Here is a 17196-nt window from a genome sequence, read left to right as displayed (position 1 = left end):
TTCATCGATGAGCCTAAACTTTCTTGAATTTGAAAAGCCAATTGCAGAATTAGAAGCGAAAATTGAAGCCCTGCGCGATGTATCTCGCCATGGTGGTGATGCTGCGATTGACCTGGATAAAGAAATCGAACAGCTTGAGAAGAAAAGCCTAGAACTGAAAAAAAAGACATTCAGTAACTTAGGCGCATGGGAAACAGCTCAGCTGGCTCGTCACCCATTACGTCCTTACACGTTGGACTACATCAAACACGTCTTTGAAGAGTTTGATGAGCTCGCGGGTGATCGTGCTTTTGCTGATGATAAAGCGATTGTAGGTGGTATTGCTCGCCTTGAAGGTCGCCCAGTGATGATCATTGGTCATCAAAAAGGTCGTGAGACGAAAGAAAAAGTAAGACGTAACTTTGGTATGCCAAAGCCTGAAGGTTACCGTAAAGCACTACGTTTAATGGAAATGGCTGAGCGTTTTAATATGCCAATCATTACCTTCATTGACACCGCTGGTGCTTACCCAGGTGTTGGTGCAGAAGAGCGTGGTCAATCTGAAGCTATCGCAAAAAACCTAAAAGTGATGTCTGGCCTTAAAGTACCAGTAATCTGTAACGTTGTCGGTGAAGGCGGTTCAGGTGGTGCACTGGCGATTGGTGTAGGAGACTACGTGAATATGCTTCAGTACTCAACGTACTCGGTAATTTCTCCAGAAGGTTGTGCGTCAATCCTATGGCGTGACTCAGATAAAGCACCACAAGCGGCAGAAGCTATGGGTCTTACTGCGCCACGTCTTAAAGAGCTTGAACTTATCGATGAAATCATCGAAGAGCCACTAGGCGGTGCACACCGTAATCATGTTGAAATGGCTGAAAACATGAAAGCAACGCTACTTCGTCAGCTGGAAGATCTAGAACAGCTAGATGATGAGTCGCTACGCGAACGCCGTTACCAGCGCCTGATGAGCTACGGTTACTGCTGATATCTCTTTAGATAACGGATAAAATAGAAAGGGTTGGATTTAAGTCCAGCCCTTTTTTGTATCGAACGGATTGAATATGGAATCGCTTTATCAACATTTTGCCCAAGTGATGGCGACGTATTATTTGCCTCAGACTAAAGTTGTTTTAGCTTTTAGTGGAGGAGTAGACTCTCGCTTGTTACTAGAGCTGCTTAGTCGCTACCAACAGGAGCATGCCATCCCGTGTCATGCGGTGTATGTTCATCATGGATTAAGCGGCAACGCTGATGACTGGGCTGACAAGTGTCAATTATGGGCTCAGCAAGCTGGCATTTCATATTCGGTAGAGTATGTCCATTTAGATACCCATAGTGGCGAAAGCATCGAATTACTGGCACGAGAAGCGCGTTACCAAGTATTGGCAAAATACATCGAGAACGGTGATCTTCTGCTGACCGGGCAGCATGCTGACGACCAAGTTGAGACCTTTCTTCTTGCTCTCAAACGGGGGAGTGGCCCCAAAGGGCTGGCATGTATGGCAGAGAGTATGCCTTTTTCTGCTGGTACTTTGATACGCCCGTTACTCACAACTCGTCGAGAGCATATCGAGTCCGTCGCGCAGTCACTCAGCCTTGAATGGGTTGAAGATGAAAGTAATCAGGATACGCGCTATGACCGTAATTACCTGCGCCACCACATCGTTCCTGAGTTGTCTCAGCGCTGGCCGAGTATTCATCAGGCGGTTCAACGCAGTGCGTCTTTATGCGCCCAGCAAGAAGCCTTGTTAGATGAATTACTTAACGACGTTTTTTGCCGCGCGTTACAACCGGATCTCAGCTTAGACATTGCGGAATTAGCGTTACACAGCGGACTAGCCCGCGCACGCCTGATTCGTATGTGGCTTGCCAGGCAGAACACTCATATGCCATCTCAAGTGCAGCTTGGTTTAATTTGGAATGAAGTCGCATTAGCACAACAAGATGCCAACCCAAAACTTAAGTTAAAACAGGGTGAGGTGCGCCGTTTTCAGAATAAATTGTACTGGGTAACTGAAAAACCTGATGTCACTGACTGGCAGAGCAAGATTCACATTGATTCGGCGCTTATTCTTCCGGGGCGTTTGGGAGAGCTGATTTTAAGTTCGGGCTCAGAACAACCAACTATTGCCTTGCCCCCTCAACCGGAATTACTGAGCGTCACGTTTAACCCAGAGGGACTGTCGGCGCATCCTGCTGCGCGCAATCACAGTCGTAAACTGAAAAAACTGTTTCAAGAGTATAATGTGCCGAGCTGGTTGCGTCGCCAGCTCCCTATTTTGATGTATCAGGGGAAAGTGGTTGCTGTAGCAGATTTATTCGTTGATAAGGCGTTTAGTGGTCAAGATTGTGAGCTGATTTGGCGTAAGCCTCTGTAACTCATGACACAATATCGACTATGAAGTGTATGTCTATATTCAAATAATTAGGTGAAGCAATGAAGAAAGTATTAATGGGCGCAATGGTAGCGCTAACTATGTTATCTGGGCAAGCATTAGCGGCGGGTGATGCCGCTGCCGGGCAGGTAAAATCGGCGGTATGTGCAGCCTGTCATGGTGCTGATGGTATGGCAACCATTCCTGGATATCCAAACCTGAAAGGGCAGAATGCTCAGTACATCACAAGCTCAATCAATGCGTACAAAAACAAAGAACGCAATGGTGGACTTGCTGTCGTCATGCAGGCTCAAGCTTCGCTACTTTCTGATGATGATATCGCAAACTTAGCGGCATACTACTCGAGCTTATAGCAGTTCGATGTTTTTACTTGAATAAACTTCATCAAACTCAAGATTTTACAACACCGAATTGACACAAAGATTGAATGTTGCAACTCGGTAAACGATAATATCCCCATACGATTAAAGCTTAAGGGATGAACATGAAGAAGATTGAAGCGATTATCAAGCCATTTAAACTGGATGATGTTCGAGAAGCGTTAGCTGAAGTAGGCATCACAGGGATGACCGTTTCTGAAGTCAAAGGTTTTGGTCGTCAGAAAGGTCACACAGAACTGTATCGTGGTGCAGAATACATGGTGGATTTCCTGCCAAAAGTGAAGCTAGAAATCGTCGTAAATGAAGATGTCGCAGATAAATGCGTCGAAACCATTATTGAAACTGCTCAAACGGGTAAAATTGGTGACGGTAAGATTTTCGTTACTGATGTAGAGCGTGTTATCCGTATTCGTACTGGCGAAGAAGACGAAGACGCGATTTAAATTTCACTACGAATTTATTTTTGATTAAGCTAAAAAGGAGCCTGTTATGGCTCCTTTTTTATTACATATTTAGGTAAGGCCTCATGTTTAAGCGTTTTATCCTGGCGACAGTCTTTGTCTTCATGGCCGTGGTACTTGGTTTTCAAATCATCTTTACCGTTCCGGATCGCCCGCAAATTATCACCCAAACTGGGGAAGAGATTAGTGAAGATATTCAATGTATTGAGTTCACTGACTCGCAGGTGTTAGATAAAGACGGTGATCTCAATGTTCTGGTTTGGAATATTTACAAGCAGGGCAGAGACAACTGGCAGCATGCACTTGATTCACTTTCAGCAGACAAGCAATTGTTATTACTGCAAGAAGCCAGTATGACTGAGTCGTTTAAGCAATGGCTGGTGGATGGTAACTGGATGAGTAATCAGGTAACGGCATTTAAAGCATTGGGGAGTGGGGCTGGTGTGATTAATATTGCGCAAAAACTGCCTGAGAAAGCCTGTGCTTATACCTCAACAGAGCCGTGGCTGCGCTTACCAAAGTCCGCACTGTACAGTCAGTATAGATTGAGCAACGGCGACATACTTGCTGTTGTTAATATACATGCGATTAACTTCACCGTCGGCACGGATGAATATCGTTCTCAGATTTCCGCGCTTGAGACATTACTCAAACAACACACAGGTCCGATTGTGTTTGCTGGTGATTTCAACAGTTGGAGCGAATACCGATTGGATGCGATGAAGCAAGCTTTACAACAGGCGGACTTGCAAGAAGTGGTATTTTCACCGGATAACCGAACCCAGTTTATTACTGGTCAGCGACTCGACCATGTGTTCTATCGTGGGTTAGTTCTGAAAAATGCAAAAGCGCCGCAGAGCGACGCTTCCGATCATAATCCATTAGTAATGTCGTTTGCTCTGGGCGATTAGGTTACGACGATATAAAGCGCCCACAGCACGTAAAACACAATCCATGGCAGGCTGGCAATAACCAAAGCCTGTCCACGTTCAAACTCTGTCCAGGTCAGTACCACTCCGTAGCCCAAAACGATGTACCAAGGTAACAGTAATGGTAGTGAGCTCGCAAAATGTGACCATTCATTGGTTAGCGGCAATTTCAGCAAGCCATTGAGGCTGTTGAGATCGGCGGCGTATGTCATCACTTCACCATGCTTGAGCAATAAACTCGCGTAGCTTGCGATATCACCAAGTACTGCCGGAAACAGAATGGCACAAGAAGCGGCAAACCACTTCCAGTATCCGTACTGCTGTTTGCTTGCTTTGGTCGCAAGGAAGAACCAAAACGCAAGTAGTAGTAGCGTGGCAAAGCGATTAACGACGTCATTGATGATCGCTCCAGCCATTAATGTGTTTGGCTCCAACAAATCGATCTGCTGAGGATCGATTTGTTGGAATTGAGCGGTAAGTTGTTCACTTAGCCAAGTGAAATCAACGTTTGAGAAATACGCCCCCCAAAACAGGAAGGGGCTGATCATCAATATGATGAATGGTTGCCAACCCCAACCACCACGTTGGTATAACGCTAAGAAGCATGATGTTGGTGAACGGAATATGTCCAACAACATGACAAGCGGGTTGCTTGATGGGGTCATACACTTACCTTGGTGACATCAACGTACAACTTAAGTTTTTGACCCGGCTTTAAGTAGTTCTTCTTTTGAAGAGAGTTCCATTTCACAATGTCATTGCTATTCACTTTAAACTTACTTGCGATACCACTGATAGTGTCGCCAGAACGCACATTGTAGAAAACGGTACGGATAACCGCGTCATCAGAAGCCTGCTTCCAAATTACGATTTTTTGCCCTTTTTTTAATGTATCCTTTGGTCCCATGCCATTCCATTTAGCAAGGGATTTGTACGAAACACTATTGTCATGAGCGATTGACCATAAGCTTTCACCTGACTGAACAACATGTGTCAGTTTCAGTTGACCACGCTCTTTAGATTGCGTCTTGCTTAAACGGTTATCTGCTGATAATGCGTATTTAGAATCATCTTTAGTCGATGTTGGGATCAACAGGTGTTGGCCAATACGAATATTGTCATTCGACAGACCATTAGCACGACGAATCACTTTAGTTGTGGTGCCATACTTCTGAGCTAATCGACCAAGTGAATCACCTGACTGTACTTTGTATCGAGCAACTTTAACGCCTTTACCACGGTTTTGATTAACCTGAGCGAGGAACGCATCCTTCTTTTCTACAGGGATCAATAGTTTGTGTGGGCCATCTGGTGAGGTAGACCACTGGTTGTATGCCGGGTTGTAGCTTTGTAACTCTTTCACACCGATACCGGCGTAGTTAGCTGCGATAGCTAAATCGAGCTGCTCTTTAGGATCGACAAGCGCCAGCACTGGTTTATTTGGGATAGCCGGAATGTTAAGACCGTATTTATCCTGGTTTGCAATCACATCTGCAAGTGCTAACAGCTTCGGCAGATAGCTGCTGGTCTCTTTTGGTAAATCCAAAGAGAAAAAGTCCAGCGACTTGCCATTACTTTTGTTTTTACGGATTGCTTTTGCTACTCGGCCACCACCGCTGTTATATGCAGCGATAGCATGTGCCCAGTTGCCATCAAATTGATTGCTTAACTGCTCCAGGTAGTCTAAAGCGGCGTCGGTAGAGGCTGCCACATCGCGGCGTCCGTCGTACCAGTAATTTTGCTCAAGGCCCATCATTCTTCCGGTACCAGGAACAAATTGCCAAAGACCTGCTGCACTGCCATGTGAATAGGCGAAAGCATCAAACGAGCTCTCTACGACTGGCAGCAACGCCAGCTCCATTGGTAAGCCACGCTTTTCAATCTTTTCCGCAATCATGTACAGAAACGGTTCTGCACGCTGCGACACAGTTTTTAGATGGTTAGGGTGCTTTAGATACCATGTGCGGTAGTAATTCACCGTTTTATTGTTCGGGATGTCCATGTCAAGCTGCATGGCGATACGTTGCCATACATCTTCTTGTTCCTGTGGAGAAAGCACCTTCGGCGTATCCTTGACAGTCTTCTTTGTCAAAGATTGCTTACTTTTTGCTTGTTCCTTAGCTGCTTTTTGTTTTGCAACTAGCTCTGATTTGTTGGTTTCTGGAGTTGCTGTTGTTGAATCTGGAGAAGTCATCTGACAACCAGATAGCAATAACGCCAACGCCATACTGTACTTCAAACGCATGGATTCAGCCTATTTAGGGCCTTTTTATCTTCTCCAGCCTGTCGCGTAGCATGTGCTACGTGGCAATCGCAAGATAATAGACATATTTTTAAACACTAATAAAAGAGGTTAAAACCTCATAATATGCAATGGATGGGCATACAAGTAGATTTATATGCTTTCTCCAAAACGCAGAGAAGCACCAGTGGCGCTTCTCTGAAAATCAATCCATGATGATACTGGGGTCTTGTAAACTTACAAGTAAAAATTGGTCAAAATTCGTTCTTCCACTCTCTTAATGCAGTAAAAACTGAGCATGGATCGCTATTTTTTATGCGATTTGTCACAGATTTAATGACATCTGGTGTAGTGGTTCTCAAAAATGGATTGATCCATTTCTCTTGACGTAAAGTTGTCGGAAGAGTGGGGATATTCATTGCACGTAGTCGGTTTACATCATCACGATATTGGCGCAGTTGCTCATTATCTGGCTCGACCGCCAGTGCAAAGGCAATGTTACTCGCGGTGTACTCATGCGCACAGTAGACTTGGGTCTCTTCCGGCAGAGCGGCAATTTTACTCAGGGACTCAAACATCTGCTTTGGCGTACCTTCAAAAATGCGGCCACAGCCTGCTGAAAATAGCACATCACCACAGAATAGTTTGCCATCACCTACGTAGCCAATATGGCCTAACGTATGACCAGGCAAACCCAGCACGATGAAGATTTCACCAAAGATTTCTAACTTGTCGCCTTCTTCCATCGGTGCAGTCAATGTCGGGATTGGTTCTGATTTTGGTCCGACAACCGTTACGTGAGGAAAAGCACGAACTAAATCTGAAACGCCACCAATGTGATCATTGTGGTGGTGTGTAATCATGATCGCTTCTAAAGTTAACTCGTTGGCCTGCAAATACTCTAATACAGGTTTTGCATCACCCGGATCCACGACAGCACAGCGCTTGTCGCTATTTTGTATCAGCCAGATGTAATTATCATTAAATGCGGGTATGCTTTTGATATCTAACACGATTCGTTCTCCGTTACCCAAGCAAATTAGTCAGGTGGTTAATGAAACCAGCACTCAGCAACAAAACTTTACCGCACCCGTCGACTTGGTCTGATATGAACAATGGCCCTTGGGTACTTGAGTCAATCCAAACCCGGTTTGATGAGTGGTGTCCGAAACTCTTCGGTTACCACATGCTAAAACTGGGCGGGTTGAGCTGTGAGCTAACCAGCTGTAATTGTAATATTCAACACCAAGTCAACGTAGATATCCAGAACCCGTTGCATAATGTGATTGCAGATGGTTACGAATTACCCTTTTTGGAGAAAAGCTTTGATGTAGTAATTCTGGCTCATCAGCTTGACTACGCAAGTGATCCGCACCGTTTGCTGAGGGAAGTGGACAGAGTCATGATGGATGATGGCTACCTGATTATTACCGGATTTAACCCATTTAGTTTTACTGGTTTGGCGAGTCTGTTTCCCTGGCGAAAAAATAACTTACCCTGGAGCGGGCGAATGTTTTCATCTAACCGGGTACAGGATTGGCTGGGGCTTTTGAACTATCAGGTGATCCATCGTGATCGATATGCGTTTTTCCCAATGACACGTTACCGGACGATGTGGACGTGGTTGGAAAACAGTTTAGGTGATTGGGCATCACCAGCGGCCAGCTTATACTATATCGTTGCCCGTAAGCGCACTTACCCTCTCAAACCTATCAAACCACACTGGCGTTTAAGGAAAAAACTCTCGCCACTCGGGGTGATGAATCGAGAGGGGGTTGGAGTGAAAAAGATATCGAGTGACAAGCGCTAAGAGGCTTGATAACCGGCATCTTCGTCAGTCGGCTTCTCAGCTGCGGTACGGGCAAGTTCGTCACAGATTTCGTTTTCTCTGTGACCTGCGTGACCTTTCACCCAATGCCAGTCTACCTGATGACGAGCGGTCTCTTTATCCAATGCCTGCCATAAGTCGGCATTTTTTACTGGTTTTTTATCCGCTGTTTTCCAGCCCCGCTTTTTCCAGTTATGTATCCATTGCGTGATCCCTTGGCGAACATACTGGCTGTCGGTAGTGAGGGTCACTTTACAAGGCTCTTTTAGCGTTTGCAGTGCGACAACTGCTGCCAGCATTTCCATGCGGTTGTTGGTTGTGAGCGTATAACCTTTAGAAAGTGTCTTTTCCACGTCCTTGTAGCGCAAAACGATGCCGTAACCACCAGGACCTGGGTTACCTAAACAAGAACCGTCAGTGAAAATCTCAACGTGTTTGGTCATATTTTTTGGTACTATTAGCCGAAACATTTAATAAAGCATAGTCTGACATACATAACCTTATGAATACCAGCAGCAATTCTGAATACAGTCGCATTGTCGTCCTCGATACTGAAACCACCGGTATGAACCTCGAAGGCGGCCCTCACTACATGGGACACCGCATCATCGAAATTGGTGCCGTGGAGATCATTAACCGTAAGCTGACTGGGCGTCACTTCCATGTCTACTTAAAGCCAGACCGTGAAATTCAGTCCGAAGCGGTTGAGGTGCACGGTATTACGGATGAATTCCTGGTTGATAAACCCGATTACGCGAACGTTCACCAAGAGTTTCTCGACTTCATCAAAGGGGCGGAGCTGGTTGCTCACAACGCGCCCTTCGATACCGGCTTTATGGACTACGAGTTCGAAATGCTCGATCCAACTATCGGAAAAACGGATGATTTCTGTAAGGTGACCGATACGCTGGCCATGGCGAAGAAAATCTTCCCGGGTAAGCGAAATAACCTCGATATCCTCTGTGAACGTTACGGCATTGATAACTCTCACCGTACGCTCCATGGGGCATTGCTCGATGCGGAGATTCTGGCTGACGTTTACCTACTGATGACCGGTGGCCAAACAAGCCTTGAATTTAACGCCAACAAGCAAGAGGGGGGCGTAGAAAGCGTGCGTCGGGTTGAGGGCAGAAAAGCGCTAAAGGTTTTACGAGCAAGTGCCGATGAAGTAGATGCACACCAGAAAAGATTAGAGCTGGTGAATAATTGCCTCTGGCATCAATAGGAGAAGCTATGTTGAGGGCTTTGTTGGCCGCTGTTCTGGTGAGCTGGGCTTGTTTTGCAAGTGCGGCGAGTGAGTCCGCCATGTCTTTGTTAAATAACCGTTTTCGTGTCGATCCCAGTATCGAACAAATCACCTTTGTGGTTTATCGTGAACAAAGTTCTCAACCTGTTGTTTTAGTACGCCCTGACGGTAAAAAATATTATGCCTGGGGAGCATACGATGATGTGCGCTGGTATCAGGAACCCTCGCTCGACATCGTCTCAATTGATAAGCCGATGGCAGGCCCCTGGCAGGCGGTAGGTAAGGTCTCTCCCAAAAACAACGTCCGTTTAATTTCTCATTTAAGCTTAAGCACAGACGTTTTCCCTAACCACCTGTATAACGGGGAGGCACTTAAGTTTACCGCGAGCCTCACGTCAGATGATAAACCACTTGTTCTCAGAGACTTCCTCGATCGTGTAAACCTGCGCGTGACCTTCACTAAGTTTATCGAAAACGAAGATGACTTGATTAAAGAAGCTCGCCCCGTACCATTCACCATCGGTGAGTTTGCGGATGATGGTCGTGATTTAGACGAGCAAGCCGGCGATGGTGTCTTTACAGTCCAGTTACCTATTGAAGTGGAGCCAGGCAAATATCGCGCACGTATTACTTCTGGGAACGGCGTATTTTTACGCGCCCAAGAGCAGGTGGTATTAGTCTATCCAAATCCGATATCTCGTAGCTTTATTCAGGCGCGCGAACAAGGCCAACCCCATCAACTCGTGGTCAGCGGTGAGCAAGGCATGATAGCACCGGGTTCGTTGGCCGTAAGTGTTGAACAAAACGCACCTGATGGATTTAAAAGTTTTAGCCAAGGTATCGTATCTCAAGATGGTCTGAAAACCACATTAGACTTGAATAACGATCCTGAACTGGGCAAGTATTCATGGCACGGAAATATCTTTGCGACCGATTTCGCTACGCAACGTGCGTTGGTTTTCCCAATTCAAGAACAATCATTCAGTGTGGTGGATGAAGTTGATCTGGAAGCGGCGCGTAAAACCAAACAAGCTGAACTTGCTGAGCAGCACCGAATTGAGCGAGATAAACGCCTCATCGCTGAGCGCGAAGAGGATCGTATGCGCAGTATGGTCATTATCGCCGTAGGCAATGTAGTGATGTTGGTATTGGGCATCTTGGTTTGGCTGGCGTGGCGTAAGCTGAAAGCCAAAAGAGATGCCATACCCGAGATGCAGCTACAAATGCCGAAAAGCTAGATACAAGAAAGCGGAGCCTATTAGTTGAGTGTCCGGCGCTTAACGACTCTTGTCGGGTCATTCCAGCGAGCCATAGCGAGACTAGGAATCTAATATCAGCGTGCTGAGAAGATATAGGAATATCTTTGACAACAGCGTGCTCGGATAGAAGACCCTGAATCACGCTCCTTCGTCGCTGTTCAGGGTGACGCTAGACTTGGATATGCGAATTGCTATTAAGCAACTTCGGGAATTGGCTTCGGAGTGGGTTCCAAATCGGGTTCTTTTTGTACGGCTGGGACTTGCCCTTCACCGACGGCACTGATATAGCAGCCACTGAGTTTAATGGCGAGATACATATCAGCACGCAATAAGATACCGCCTTCGCTGGTGCTGATGCCCGTTAGCTCGCACCATTGACGTAAACGTCTTTTACGCCCGGCAAGAATTAATCGTATCCCCCGTTTTTTTAAGATTTCGTGAATGTCTGATAATGTTGCCATCACACTTAAATCTAGGTGGGTAAAGCTTGATACCGCATCCACGATGACACAACTTACATCCTTGGTATGTTCTGCCTGTTCTAGTATACGGCGCTTAAAGTAGGCGGCATTAAAATAGGTAAGTGGTGAGTTAAAACGATAAATCACCATGCCCGGAATTGGCGTCGCTTTGCCTGTGTCATCGACGGAGCGAATGGTACCTTCGTCATCTAAGCCAAGGATCTGATCGCTGGGACGCATGACGATACGCAAAAATTGAAATAGTCCCAAAAGTACAGCTAACGTAATTCCCGGGATCACGCCAATCACTAGTACGGAAACAAAAGTGGTGACTGCGAGATAAAAGGCGTCTTTGTCGCGCTTTCTTAACGTCCATATCCCTTTAAGATCGAGTAACGACAACGACGCTATGATCAATACCACTCCGAGTGAAGCAATAGGGATAAACTGTAAAGGCTCATAGATAAAAACAGCAATGACCGCGATAGTGAGTGCGGCAATGACGGATACCAGTTGGGTTTTCCCGCCATTGGCGTCATTGACTGCGGTGCGAGAATCCGCGCCACTGATAGCGAAGCCCTGAGAAAATGCCGAGGCAATATTGGCAAATCCTAAGGCTCTGAACTCTGTGTTGGCATCTATGTCATAGCCGTTTTTAGCCGCGAAGCTGCGCGCGGTGAGCATCATGCTGACAAAACTTACAATAGCAAGGTTCAATGCCGGAACCACCAGTTCGCGTACTTCACCCAGTTCAAACTTGGGAGTTTGAAAATTAGGGAAGCCGCCTTGTGTAATACCCACCACCGAAACGCCCATATCTTGCAAATGCAGTAACCAAACAGAACCGGTCGTGATTAGTATGGCAAGCATTGCCGCTGGCCAAGATGGTCGAAAGCGTTTTGTGACCAAATACACAACGATCGTAGAGACACTTAATGCCACCGTTGGCCAGTGAAGTTCAGCTAAGCGTTGTGGTGCTTCCCACAAGCGTTCCAATAGATAACGTTGTTCGTAACGCCATCCGACGACTTTCGAAAATTGGCTAACAATGATGGTGAGTGCGACACCGTTAAGCAGGCCAAGCAGTATTGGACGAGAGAGAAAATCAGCAAAAATACCCAATTTGAAGCGGCTCGCCAGCACACACCAAATGCCGGTCATTGCTGTCATGGTCATCACTAACTGCCAGTGTTTGGTCGGATCGCCTGCAGCAAGAGGTGCAACGACAGCTGCAATCACCGCACAGGTTGCAGCATCTGGGCCTACGATGAGTTGTCGGGAAGTGCCCATCATGGCGTAAACCAGCATTGGCAACACGCATGAGTAGAGGCCGACAATGGCCGAAACACCAGTTAATTGTGCGTAGGCGATAGCGACTGGTAAGGCAACAGCAACGACAGAAAAAGCAGCTCGAATGTCATTCGTGAGCCATTCGCGTTGGTAATTCTTGAGTTGCCTGAACCCTGGGAACCACTGGGAGAGTAAGATTTTGACCAATAGATTTGCCCTATTTGTGGTTAAGTTACTGTAAAGTATACATCGTCCTGTTAAACCTTCTGTGAGCTATTTATCAGTCAACATCGTGAAAGCAGCTTGCCTATAAAGTTCAGAACAAAAAACCGGGTGCCATTTGGCTCCCGGTTTACTTATCCACTACCGTTTTATCCTCTTAGGCAACGTTGTCCATCTGAGGATAGCTTGGCTTTGCTGCCAACAGTTCTGGTGCAAAGTCATCAACATTGATGGTGTCCAGGCGATGTTGCTCTGCTTCTCTTAGCAGCTCAGCTTCTTCCTCAGTAATGATGCCTTGCTTCAACCCTTCCTCTGCAATCATATCCAGACGCAAGAATGGACGACGCTTACCTTGTGCTTTACACACTTTGTCAAACACAGGCTCCGCTTGTAGAATCACAGACAGTGCCAACTCAATCTTACCCGCAGGGTTGTGCTCTGTTGGCTCCAGATACTGACCGCGACCAATGCGGGAGCGTGTTGCACTCGGTGTTTGCAGAATACGAGCGACTTTGCTGTCGAGTTTATCGTTTGGTGCTTTTCGCACACGACCAAATGGCATGATGAGGACGCGAAGTACTCGGCCAATCACTTTGTTCGGGAAGTTCGCCAGGAACTCATCAATCGCAACTTCAGCTTGCTTCAAGCTGTCTTGCAATCCCCAGTGAACTAATGGTAAATCTTCCACCGGGCGGCCATCTTGATCAAAACGTTTCAGTGCTGCTGAACTCAAGTACAGTTGACTTAGGATGTCACCAAGACGTGCAGACAGGCGCTCTTTACGTTTCAACGAACCGCCAAGCACCGCCATAGAAATATCAGACAGCAGGGCTAAGTTTGCGCTGTAACGGTTAAGTTGCTGGTAGTAACGTTTGGTTGCATCTTTGGTTGGTGCTGATGAACCAAGACCATCGCTTAAGCCAAACCAAATGCTGCGCACAAGGTTACTCATGGTGAAGCCGACATGACCAGCTAGCGCTTTATCAAACTTCTCAACCGCGTCATCTGCTTCAGAATATGCCGCGTTCATTTCTTCCAGAACGTATGGATGACAACGAATTGCACCCTGACCAAAGATGATCATAGAGCGAGTAAGAATATTGGCACCCTCTACGGTCACTGCAATTGGTGAGCCTTGGTAGCCACGTGCCAGAAAGTTAGAAGGACCAATACAGATACCTTTACCACCGACGATGTCCATTGCATCGATGATGCTTTGTTGACCGCGGTGAGTACAGTGGTACTTCACTATCGCTGAAATGACCGATGGTTTCTCACCAAGATCGATACCAGCCACCGTTAAGTTACTGGCTGCATCCATTACATAAGCGTTCCCGGCGATGCGTGCCAATGGTTCTTCAATGCCTTCCATGTGTCCGATAGGCTGTTTGAACTGACGGCGAATACGTGAGTAAGCACCGGTTGCCAGTGCCGCTGTTTTGATGCCTCCGGTTGAGTTTGAAGGCAGGGTGATACCACGTCCGACAGACAAACACTCAACCAGCATACGCCATCCCTGTCCAGCCATCTTCTCACCACCGATAATGAAATCGATAGGAACGAAGATATCTTTGCCGCGTGTCGGGCCGTTCTGGAATGGAACGTTAAGCGGGAAGTGGCGGTTACCAATCTCTACGCCTTTCACGTTGGTTGGGATTAGCGCACAAGTGATACCGAGATCTTCTTTATCACCAAGCAGGCCTTCAGGATCGCGCAGTTTAAAAGCAAGACCAAGCACGGTTGCCACTGGAGCAAGCGTAATGTAGCGCTTATTCCATGTCAGGCGCATACCCAATACTTCTTTGCCTTCCCACTGACCTTTACACACAACACCGTAGTCTGGGATAGAACCCGCATCAGAACCGGCTTCTGGGCTGGTTAGGGCGAAACATGGGATCTCTTTGCCTTCGGCCAGACGAGGTAAGTAGTAGTTTTTCTGCTCTTCTGTACCGTAATGTTGCAGCAGTTCGCCCGGACCTAATGAGTTAGGCACGCCAACGGTAGAAGACAGAACGCCAGAAACGCCGGTCAGTTTTTGCAAAACCAGTGATTGTGCGTAAGCCGAGAACTCCAGACCACCGTATTTCTTCTTGATGATCATGGCGAAGAATTTGTGGTCTTTCAGGTATTGCCAGACTTCTGGTGGCAGGTCAGCAAGCTCATGAGTGACCTGAAAATCGTTCACCATAGCGCACACTTCGTTGACTGGGCCATTTAGAAAAGCCTGCTCCTCAGCGCTCAGTTTAGGTGTGCGGATAGCATGTAGTTTTTGCCATTCAGGTTTACCCTTAAATAGCTCGGCTTCCCACCAGACAGTGCCGGCATCCAAGGCTTCTTTCTCGGTTTGAGACATTGCAGGCAGGACTTTTTTGAAAACCACCAAAGCCTTACGACTGATAAGAGACTGGCGAATTGCCGATATGGCAAAAACGGCGATAGCAAGAACGTAAATAGCCCAGCCAATAAAGCCAACAGAACCGATGATTGTCAGCAGTAACATGGCAGCGGTTAAAAGGCTGACGGATTTTACGAGTGACATTCGGTGATAGAGCGTAATCCCTAAAACGACTGTCAGCGCAATGATTGAAAGCAAGATGTCCATATGTGTTTTCCTTTGCAGACTTTATAAGTGTGTCTGTATTCTGATAAGAGGTCTAACCAGTTACTGTAATTGTAATCAGAATATTAATAAAATGTAAAACCCAATATTGAGCAAAAAGCGAACCAAATAGAGTAAAGATTCTAAAAGTGAGATTTGGATGCTGTTTTCTTAGGCAATTTACTAAGTTTATTACTGCCACCAATCCAAATCTGTTGCTTCGCTATCGACACTAATTCTCGTTTGTGGGTAAACTCTCAGTAACGAAATGTCCGGAGCCAGATTGGCATCAGAACAATATGCTAAGGTAATGCAGATGCACGCCGATGGCCGAAATAATAAAGAGAACGTCTTATGTACCAAGATCTGATTAGAAGTGAACTGAACGAAGCTGCTGAAGTGCTCAACAAATTTTTAAGCGATGACCAGAACATCGCTCAAATAGAAGCTGCGGCGAAATTGATTGCGGATTCTTTTAAACAAGAAGGTAAGGTGCTGTCATGCGGTAACGGTGGTTCACATTGTGATGCAATGCACTTTGCTGAAGAGTTGACCGGTCGCTACCGTGATAATCGTCCAGGCTACGCTGGTATTGCGATTTCAGACCCAAGCCATCTATCTTGCGTGAGTAACGATTTTGGTTACGACTTTGTATTTTCTCGTTATGTTGAAGCAGTAGGTCGTAAAGGTGACGTACTGTTTGGTTTGTCAACATCTGGCAACTCAGGCAATATTCTTAAAGCAATTGAAGCTGCTAAAGCAAAAGGCATGAAGACCATTGCACTGACGGGCAAAGACGGTGGTAAAATGGCAGGCTTGGCCGACGTTGAAATTCGTGTTCCTCACTTTGGCTATGCTGATCGTATTCAGGAAGTACACATTAAGATTATTCACATCATCATTCAGCTGATTGAGAAAGAGATGGAATAAGTTTTTAGCAGCTTCTTTTGGGCTGTATAGGTAAGGAGTTCGTTACACCATGTGTGAATTGCTCGGCATGAGCGCCAATGTCCCAACGGATATCTGTTTCAGCTTCACCGGCTTGATGCAGCGTGGAGGCCGAACTGGCCCACACCGTGATGGCTGGGGAATCACTTTCTATGAAGGGAAAGGTTTTAGGACGTTTAAAGATCCTAAGCCAAGCTGTGATTCCAAAATAGCTGAACTTGTTCAGAACTATCCGATCAAAAGCCGGGCTGTTGTCAGTCATATTCGTCAGGCGAATCGTGGTGGAGTCAATTTAGAAAATACTCACCCATTCACGCGTGAATTGTGGGGTAAGTATTGGACATTTGCTCACAATGGTCAGTTGTCTGATTATCAGGACCTGCATACGGGACGACATCGTCCGGTAGGTCAGACCGATAGTGAACTGGCGTTTTGCTGGTTGTTGAAGCAAATGGAAGATAGATACCCAGAGCCTCCTGAGGATATGGCATCGGTTTTTGTCTATGTTGCAAAGTGCTGTGATCAACTCAAAGAGAAAGGTGTATTTAACATGCTGCTCAGTGACGGTGAGTTTGTCATGACCTATTGCACTAATCACCTCTATTGGATCACCCGCCGAGCACCATTCGGTAAAGCTGCATTACTTGATGAAGATGTGGAAATTAACTTCCAGGAAGAGACAACGCCAAACGATGTTGTTTCTGTTATCGCGACTCAACCGCTTACCGGCAATGAAGCATGGCAGCGAATGAAGCCAGGCGAATATGGTTTGTTTCATTTAGGTGAATTGATTGATGGCAACGCCGCAGAGCTTACTGATGTTGCTTTTGCACCAAAGAAAGTAGCCAGCCAGGCGCCGACGGAACCTTTGGAATAATCCATTCATTCTAGCTATTAAAAAGGCAGTCAATTGACTGCCTTTTTTGATTTTTTAAATCTGCGAGAAAGAGTTA

The 17196-nt window shown here is 46.3% G+C and carries 16 protein-coding genes; 10 read left to right on the top strand and 6 right to left on the bottom strand.

Features of this window, described 5'->3' with window-relative positions:
* Positions 1–7: 7 nt before the first annotated feature.
* The 5 genes from accA (at position 8) to ACWYU8_RS02915 (ending at position 4130) form a co-directional block, all read left to right on the top strand.
* Entirely contained in the window at positions 8–967 is a 960-nt protein-coding gene (gene accA / locus ACWYU8_RS02935) for an acetyl-CoA carboxylase carboxyl transferase subunit alpha (RefSeq protein WP_457516992.1), read from the top strand.
* 76 nt (positions 968–1043) lie between these two features.
* Positions 1044–2360, top strand: coding sequence for a tRNA lysidine(34) synthetase TilS (gene tilS / locus ACWYU8_RS02930; protein WP_457516990.1), 1317 nt, complete (start codon positions 1044–1046; stop codon positions 2358–2360).
* A 59-nt stretch (positions 2361–2419) separates the two neighbouring features.
* Positions 2420–2731, top strand: a complete 312-nt coding sequence (locus ACWYU8_RS02925) for a c-type cytochrome (protein ID WP_457516988.1) — start codon at positions 2420–2422, stop codon at positions 2729–2731.
* Positions 2732–2862: 131 nt separating this feature from the next.
* Positions 2863–3201 carry a nitrogen regulatory protein P-II gene (gene glnB, locus ACWYU8_RS02920; protein ID WP_457516986.1) on the top strand — a complete coding sequence of 113 codons (339 nt, stop codon included), beginning with the start codon at positions 2863–2865 and terminating at the stop codon, positions 3199–3201.
* Positions 3202–3284: 83 nt separating this feature from the next.
* Positions 3285–4130: an endonuclease/exonuclease/phosphatase family protein gene (locus ACWYU8_RS02915; protein WP_457516984.1), complete on the top strand. Its 846-nt coding sequence runs from the start codon at positions 3285–3287 to the stop codon at positions 4128–4130.
* Here ACWYU8_RS02915 and ACWYU8_RS02910 read toward each other — a convergent pair.
* From ACWYU8_RS02910 to gloB, 3 genes are all read right to left on the bottom strand, one after another.
* On the bottom strand, positions 4127–4813 hold the full coding sequence (locus ACWYU8_RS02910) for a YIP1 family protein (RefSeq protein WP_457516982.1): 687 nt from the start codon (positions 4811–4813) through the stop codon (positions 4127–4129). The genes ACWYU8_RS02915 and ACWYU8_RS02910 overlap by 4 nt on opposite strands.
* Positions 4810–6393: a LysM peptidoglycan-binding domain-containing protein gene (locus tag ACWYU8_RS02905; protein ID WP_457516981.1), complete on the bottom strand. Its 1584-nt coding sequence runs from the start codon at positions 6391–6393 to the stop codon at positions 4810–4812. Before ACWYU8_RS02905 ends, ACWYU8_RS02910 begins: the two co-directional genes overlap by 4 nt.
* Positions 6394–6644: 251 nt before the next feature.
* The gene (gene gloB, locus ACWYU8_RS02900; RefSeq protein ID WP_457516979.1) at positions 6645–7403 is read right to left on the bottom strand and encodes a hydroxyacylglutathione hydrolase; all 759 of its coding nucleotides are present in this window, start codon (positions 7401–7403) and stop codon (positions 6645–6647) included.
* A 41-nt stretch (positions 7404–7444) separates the two neighbouring features.
* Between gloB and ACWYU8_RS02895 the strand changes: the two genes are divergently transcribed.
* On the top strand, positions 7445–8200 hold the full coding sequence (locus ACWYU8_RS02895; protein WP_457516977.1) for a class I SAM-dependent methyltransferase: 756 nt from the start codon (positions 7445–7447) through the stop codon (positions 8198–8200).
* Here ACWYU8_RS02895 and rnhA read toward each other — a convergent pair.
* Complete coding sequence (rnhA, locus tag ACWYU8_RS02890; RefSeq protein ID WP_457516975.1) at positions 8197–8661, bottom strand: ribonuclease HI; 465 nt, start codon at positions 8659–8661, stop codon at positions 8197–8199. The two genes, ACWYU8_RS02895 and rnhA, sit on opposite strands and share 4 nt — an antisense overlap.
* Before the next feature lie 59 nt (positions 8662–8720).
* Here rnhA and dnaQ point away from each other — a divergent pair, with 59 nt between their 5' ends.
* The gene (gene dnaQ, locus ACWYU8_RS02885) at positions 8721–9443 is read left to right on the top strand and encodes a DNA polymerase III subunit epsilon (protein ID WP_457516973.1); all 723 of its coding nucleotides are present in this window, start codon (positions 8721–8723) and stop codon (positions 9441–9443) included.
* A gap of 8 nt (positions 9444–9451) precedes the next feature.
* Positions 9452–10702, top strand: coding sequence for a TIGR03503 family protein (locus ACWYU8_RS02880; protein WP_457516971.1), 1251 nt, complete (start codon positions 9452–9454; stop codon positions 10700–10702).
* A 215-nt stretch (positions 10703–10917) separates the two neighbouring features.
* On the opposite strand, the gene ACWYU8_RS02875 is transcribed toward ACWYU8_RS02880, so the two are convergent.
* A complete protein-coding gene (locus ACWYU8_RS02875; protein ID WP_457516969.1) occupies positions 10918–12681 on the bottom strand; it encodes a SulP family inorganic anion transporter in 1764 nt (587 codons plus the stop codon).
* 172 nt (positions 12682–12853) lie between these two features.
* Positions 12854–15298, bottom strand: coding sequence for an acyl-CoA dehydrogenase FadE (fadE, locus tag ACWYU8_RS02870; protein WP_457516967.1), 2445 nt, complete (start codon positions 15296–15298; stop codon positions 12854–12856).
* A 351-nt stretch (positions 15299–15649) separates the two neighbouring features.
* Here fadE and lpcA point away from each other — a divergent pair, with 351 nt between their 5' ends.
* Both lpcA and ACWYU8_RS02860 read left to right on the top strand, forming a co-directional pair.
* On the top strand, positions 15650–16225 hold the full coding sequence (lpcA, locus tag ACWYU8_RS02865) for a D-sedoheptulose 7-phosphate isomerase (RefSeq protein WP_457516965.1): 576 nt from the start codon (positions 15650–15652) through the stop codon (positions 16223–16225).
* 49 nt (positions 16226–16274) lie between these two features.
* Positions 16275–17120: a class II glutamine amidotransferase gene (locus tag ACWYU8_RS02860; protein WP_457516963.1), complete on the top strand. Its 846-nt coding sequence runs from the start codon at positions 16275–16277 to the stop codon at positions 17118–17120.
* Positions 17121–17196 lie beyond the last annotated feature (76 nt).

This window comes from Vibrio limimangrovi, from assembly GCF_054064025.1.
The sequence above is the reverse complement of the archived record's forward strand: the minus strand, read 5'-3'. Positions and strand labels throughout refer to the sequence as shown.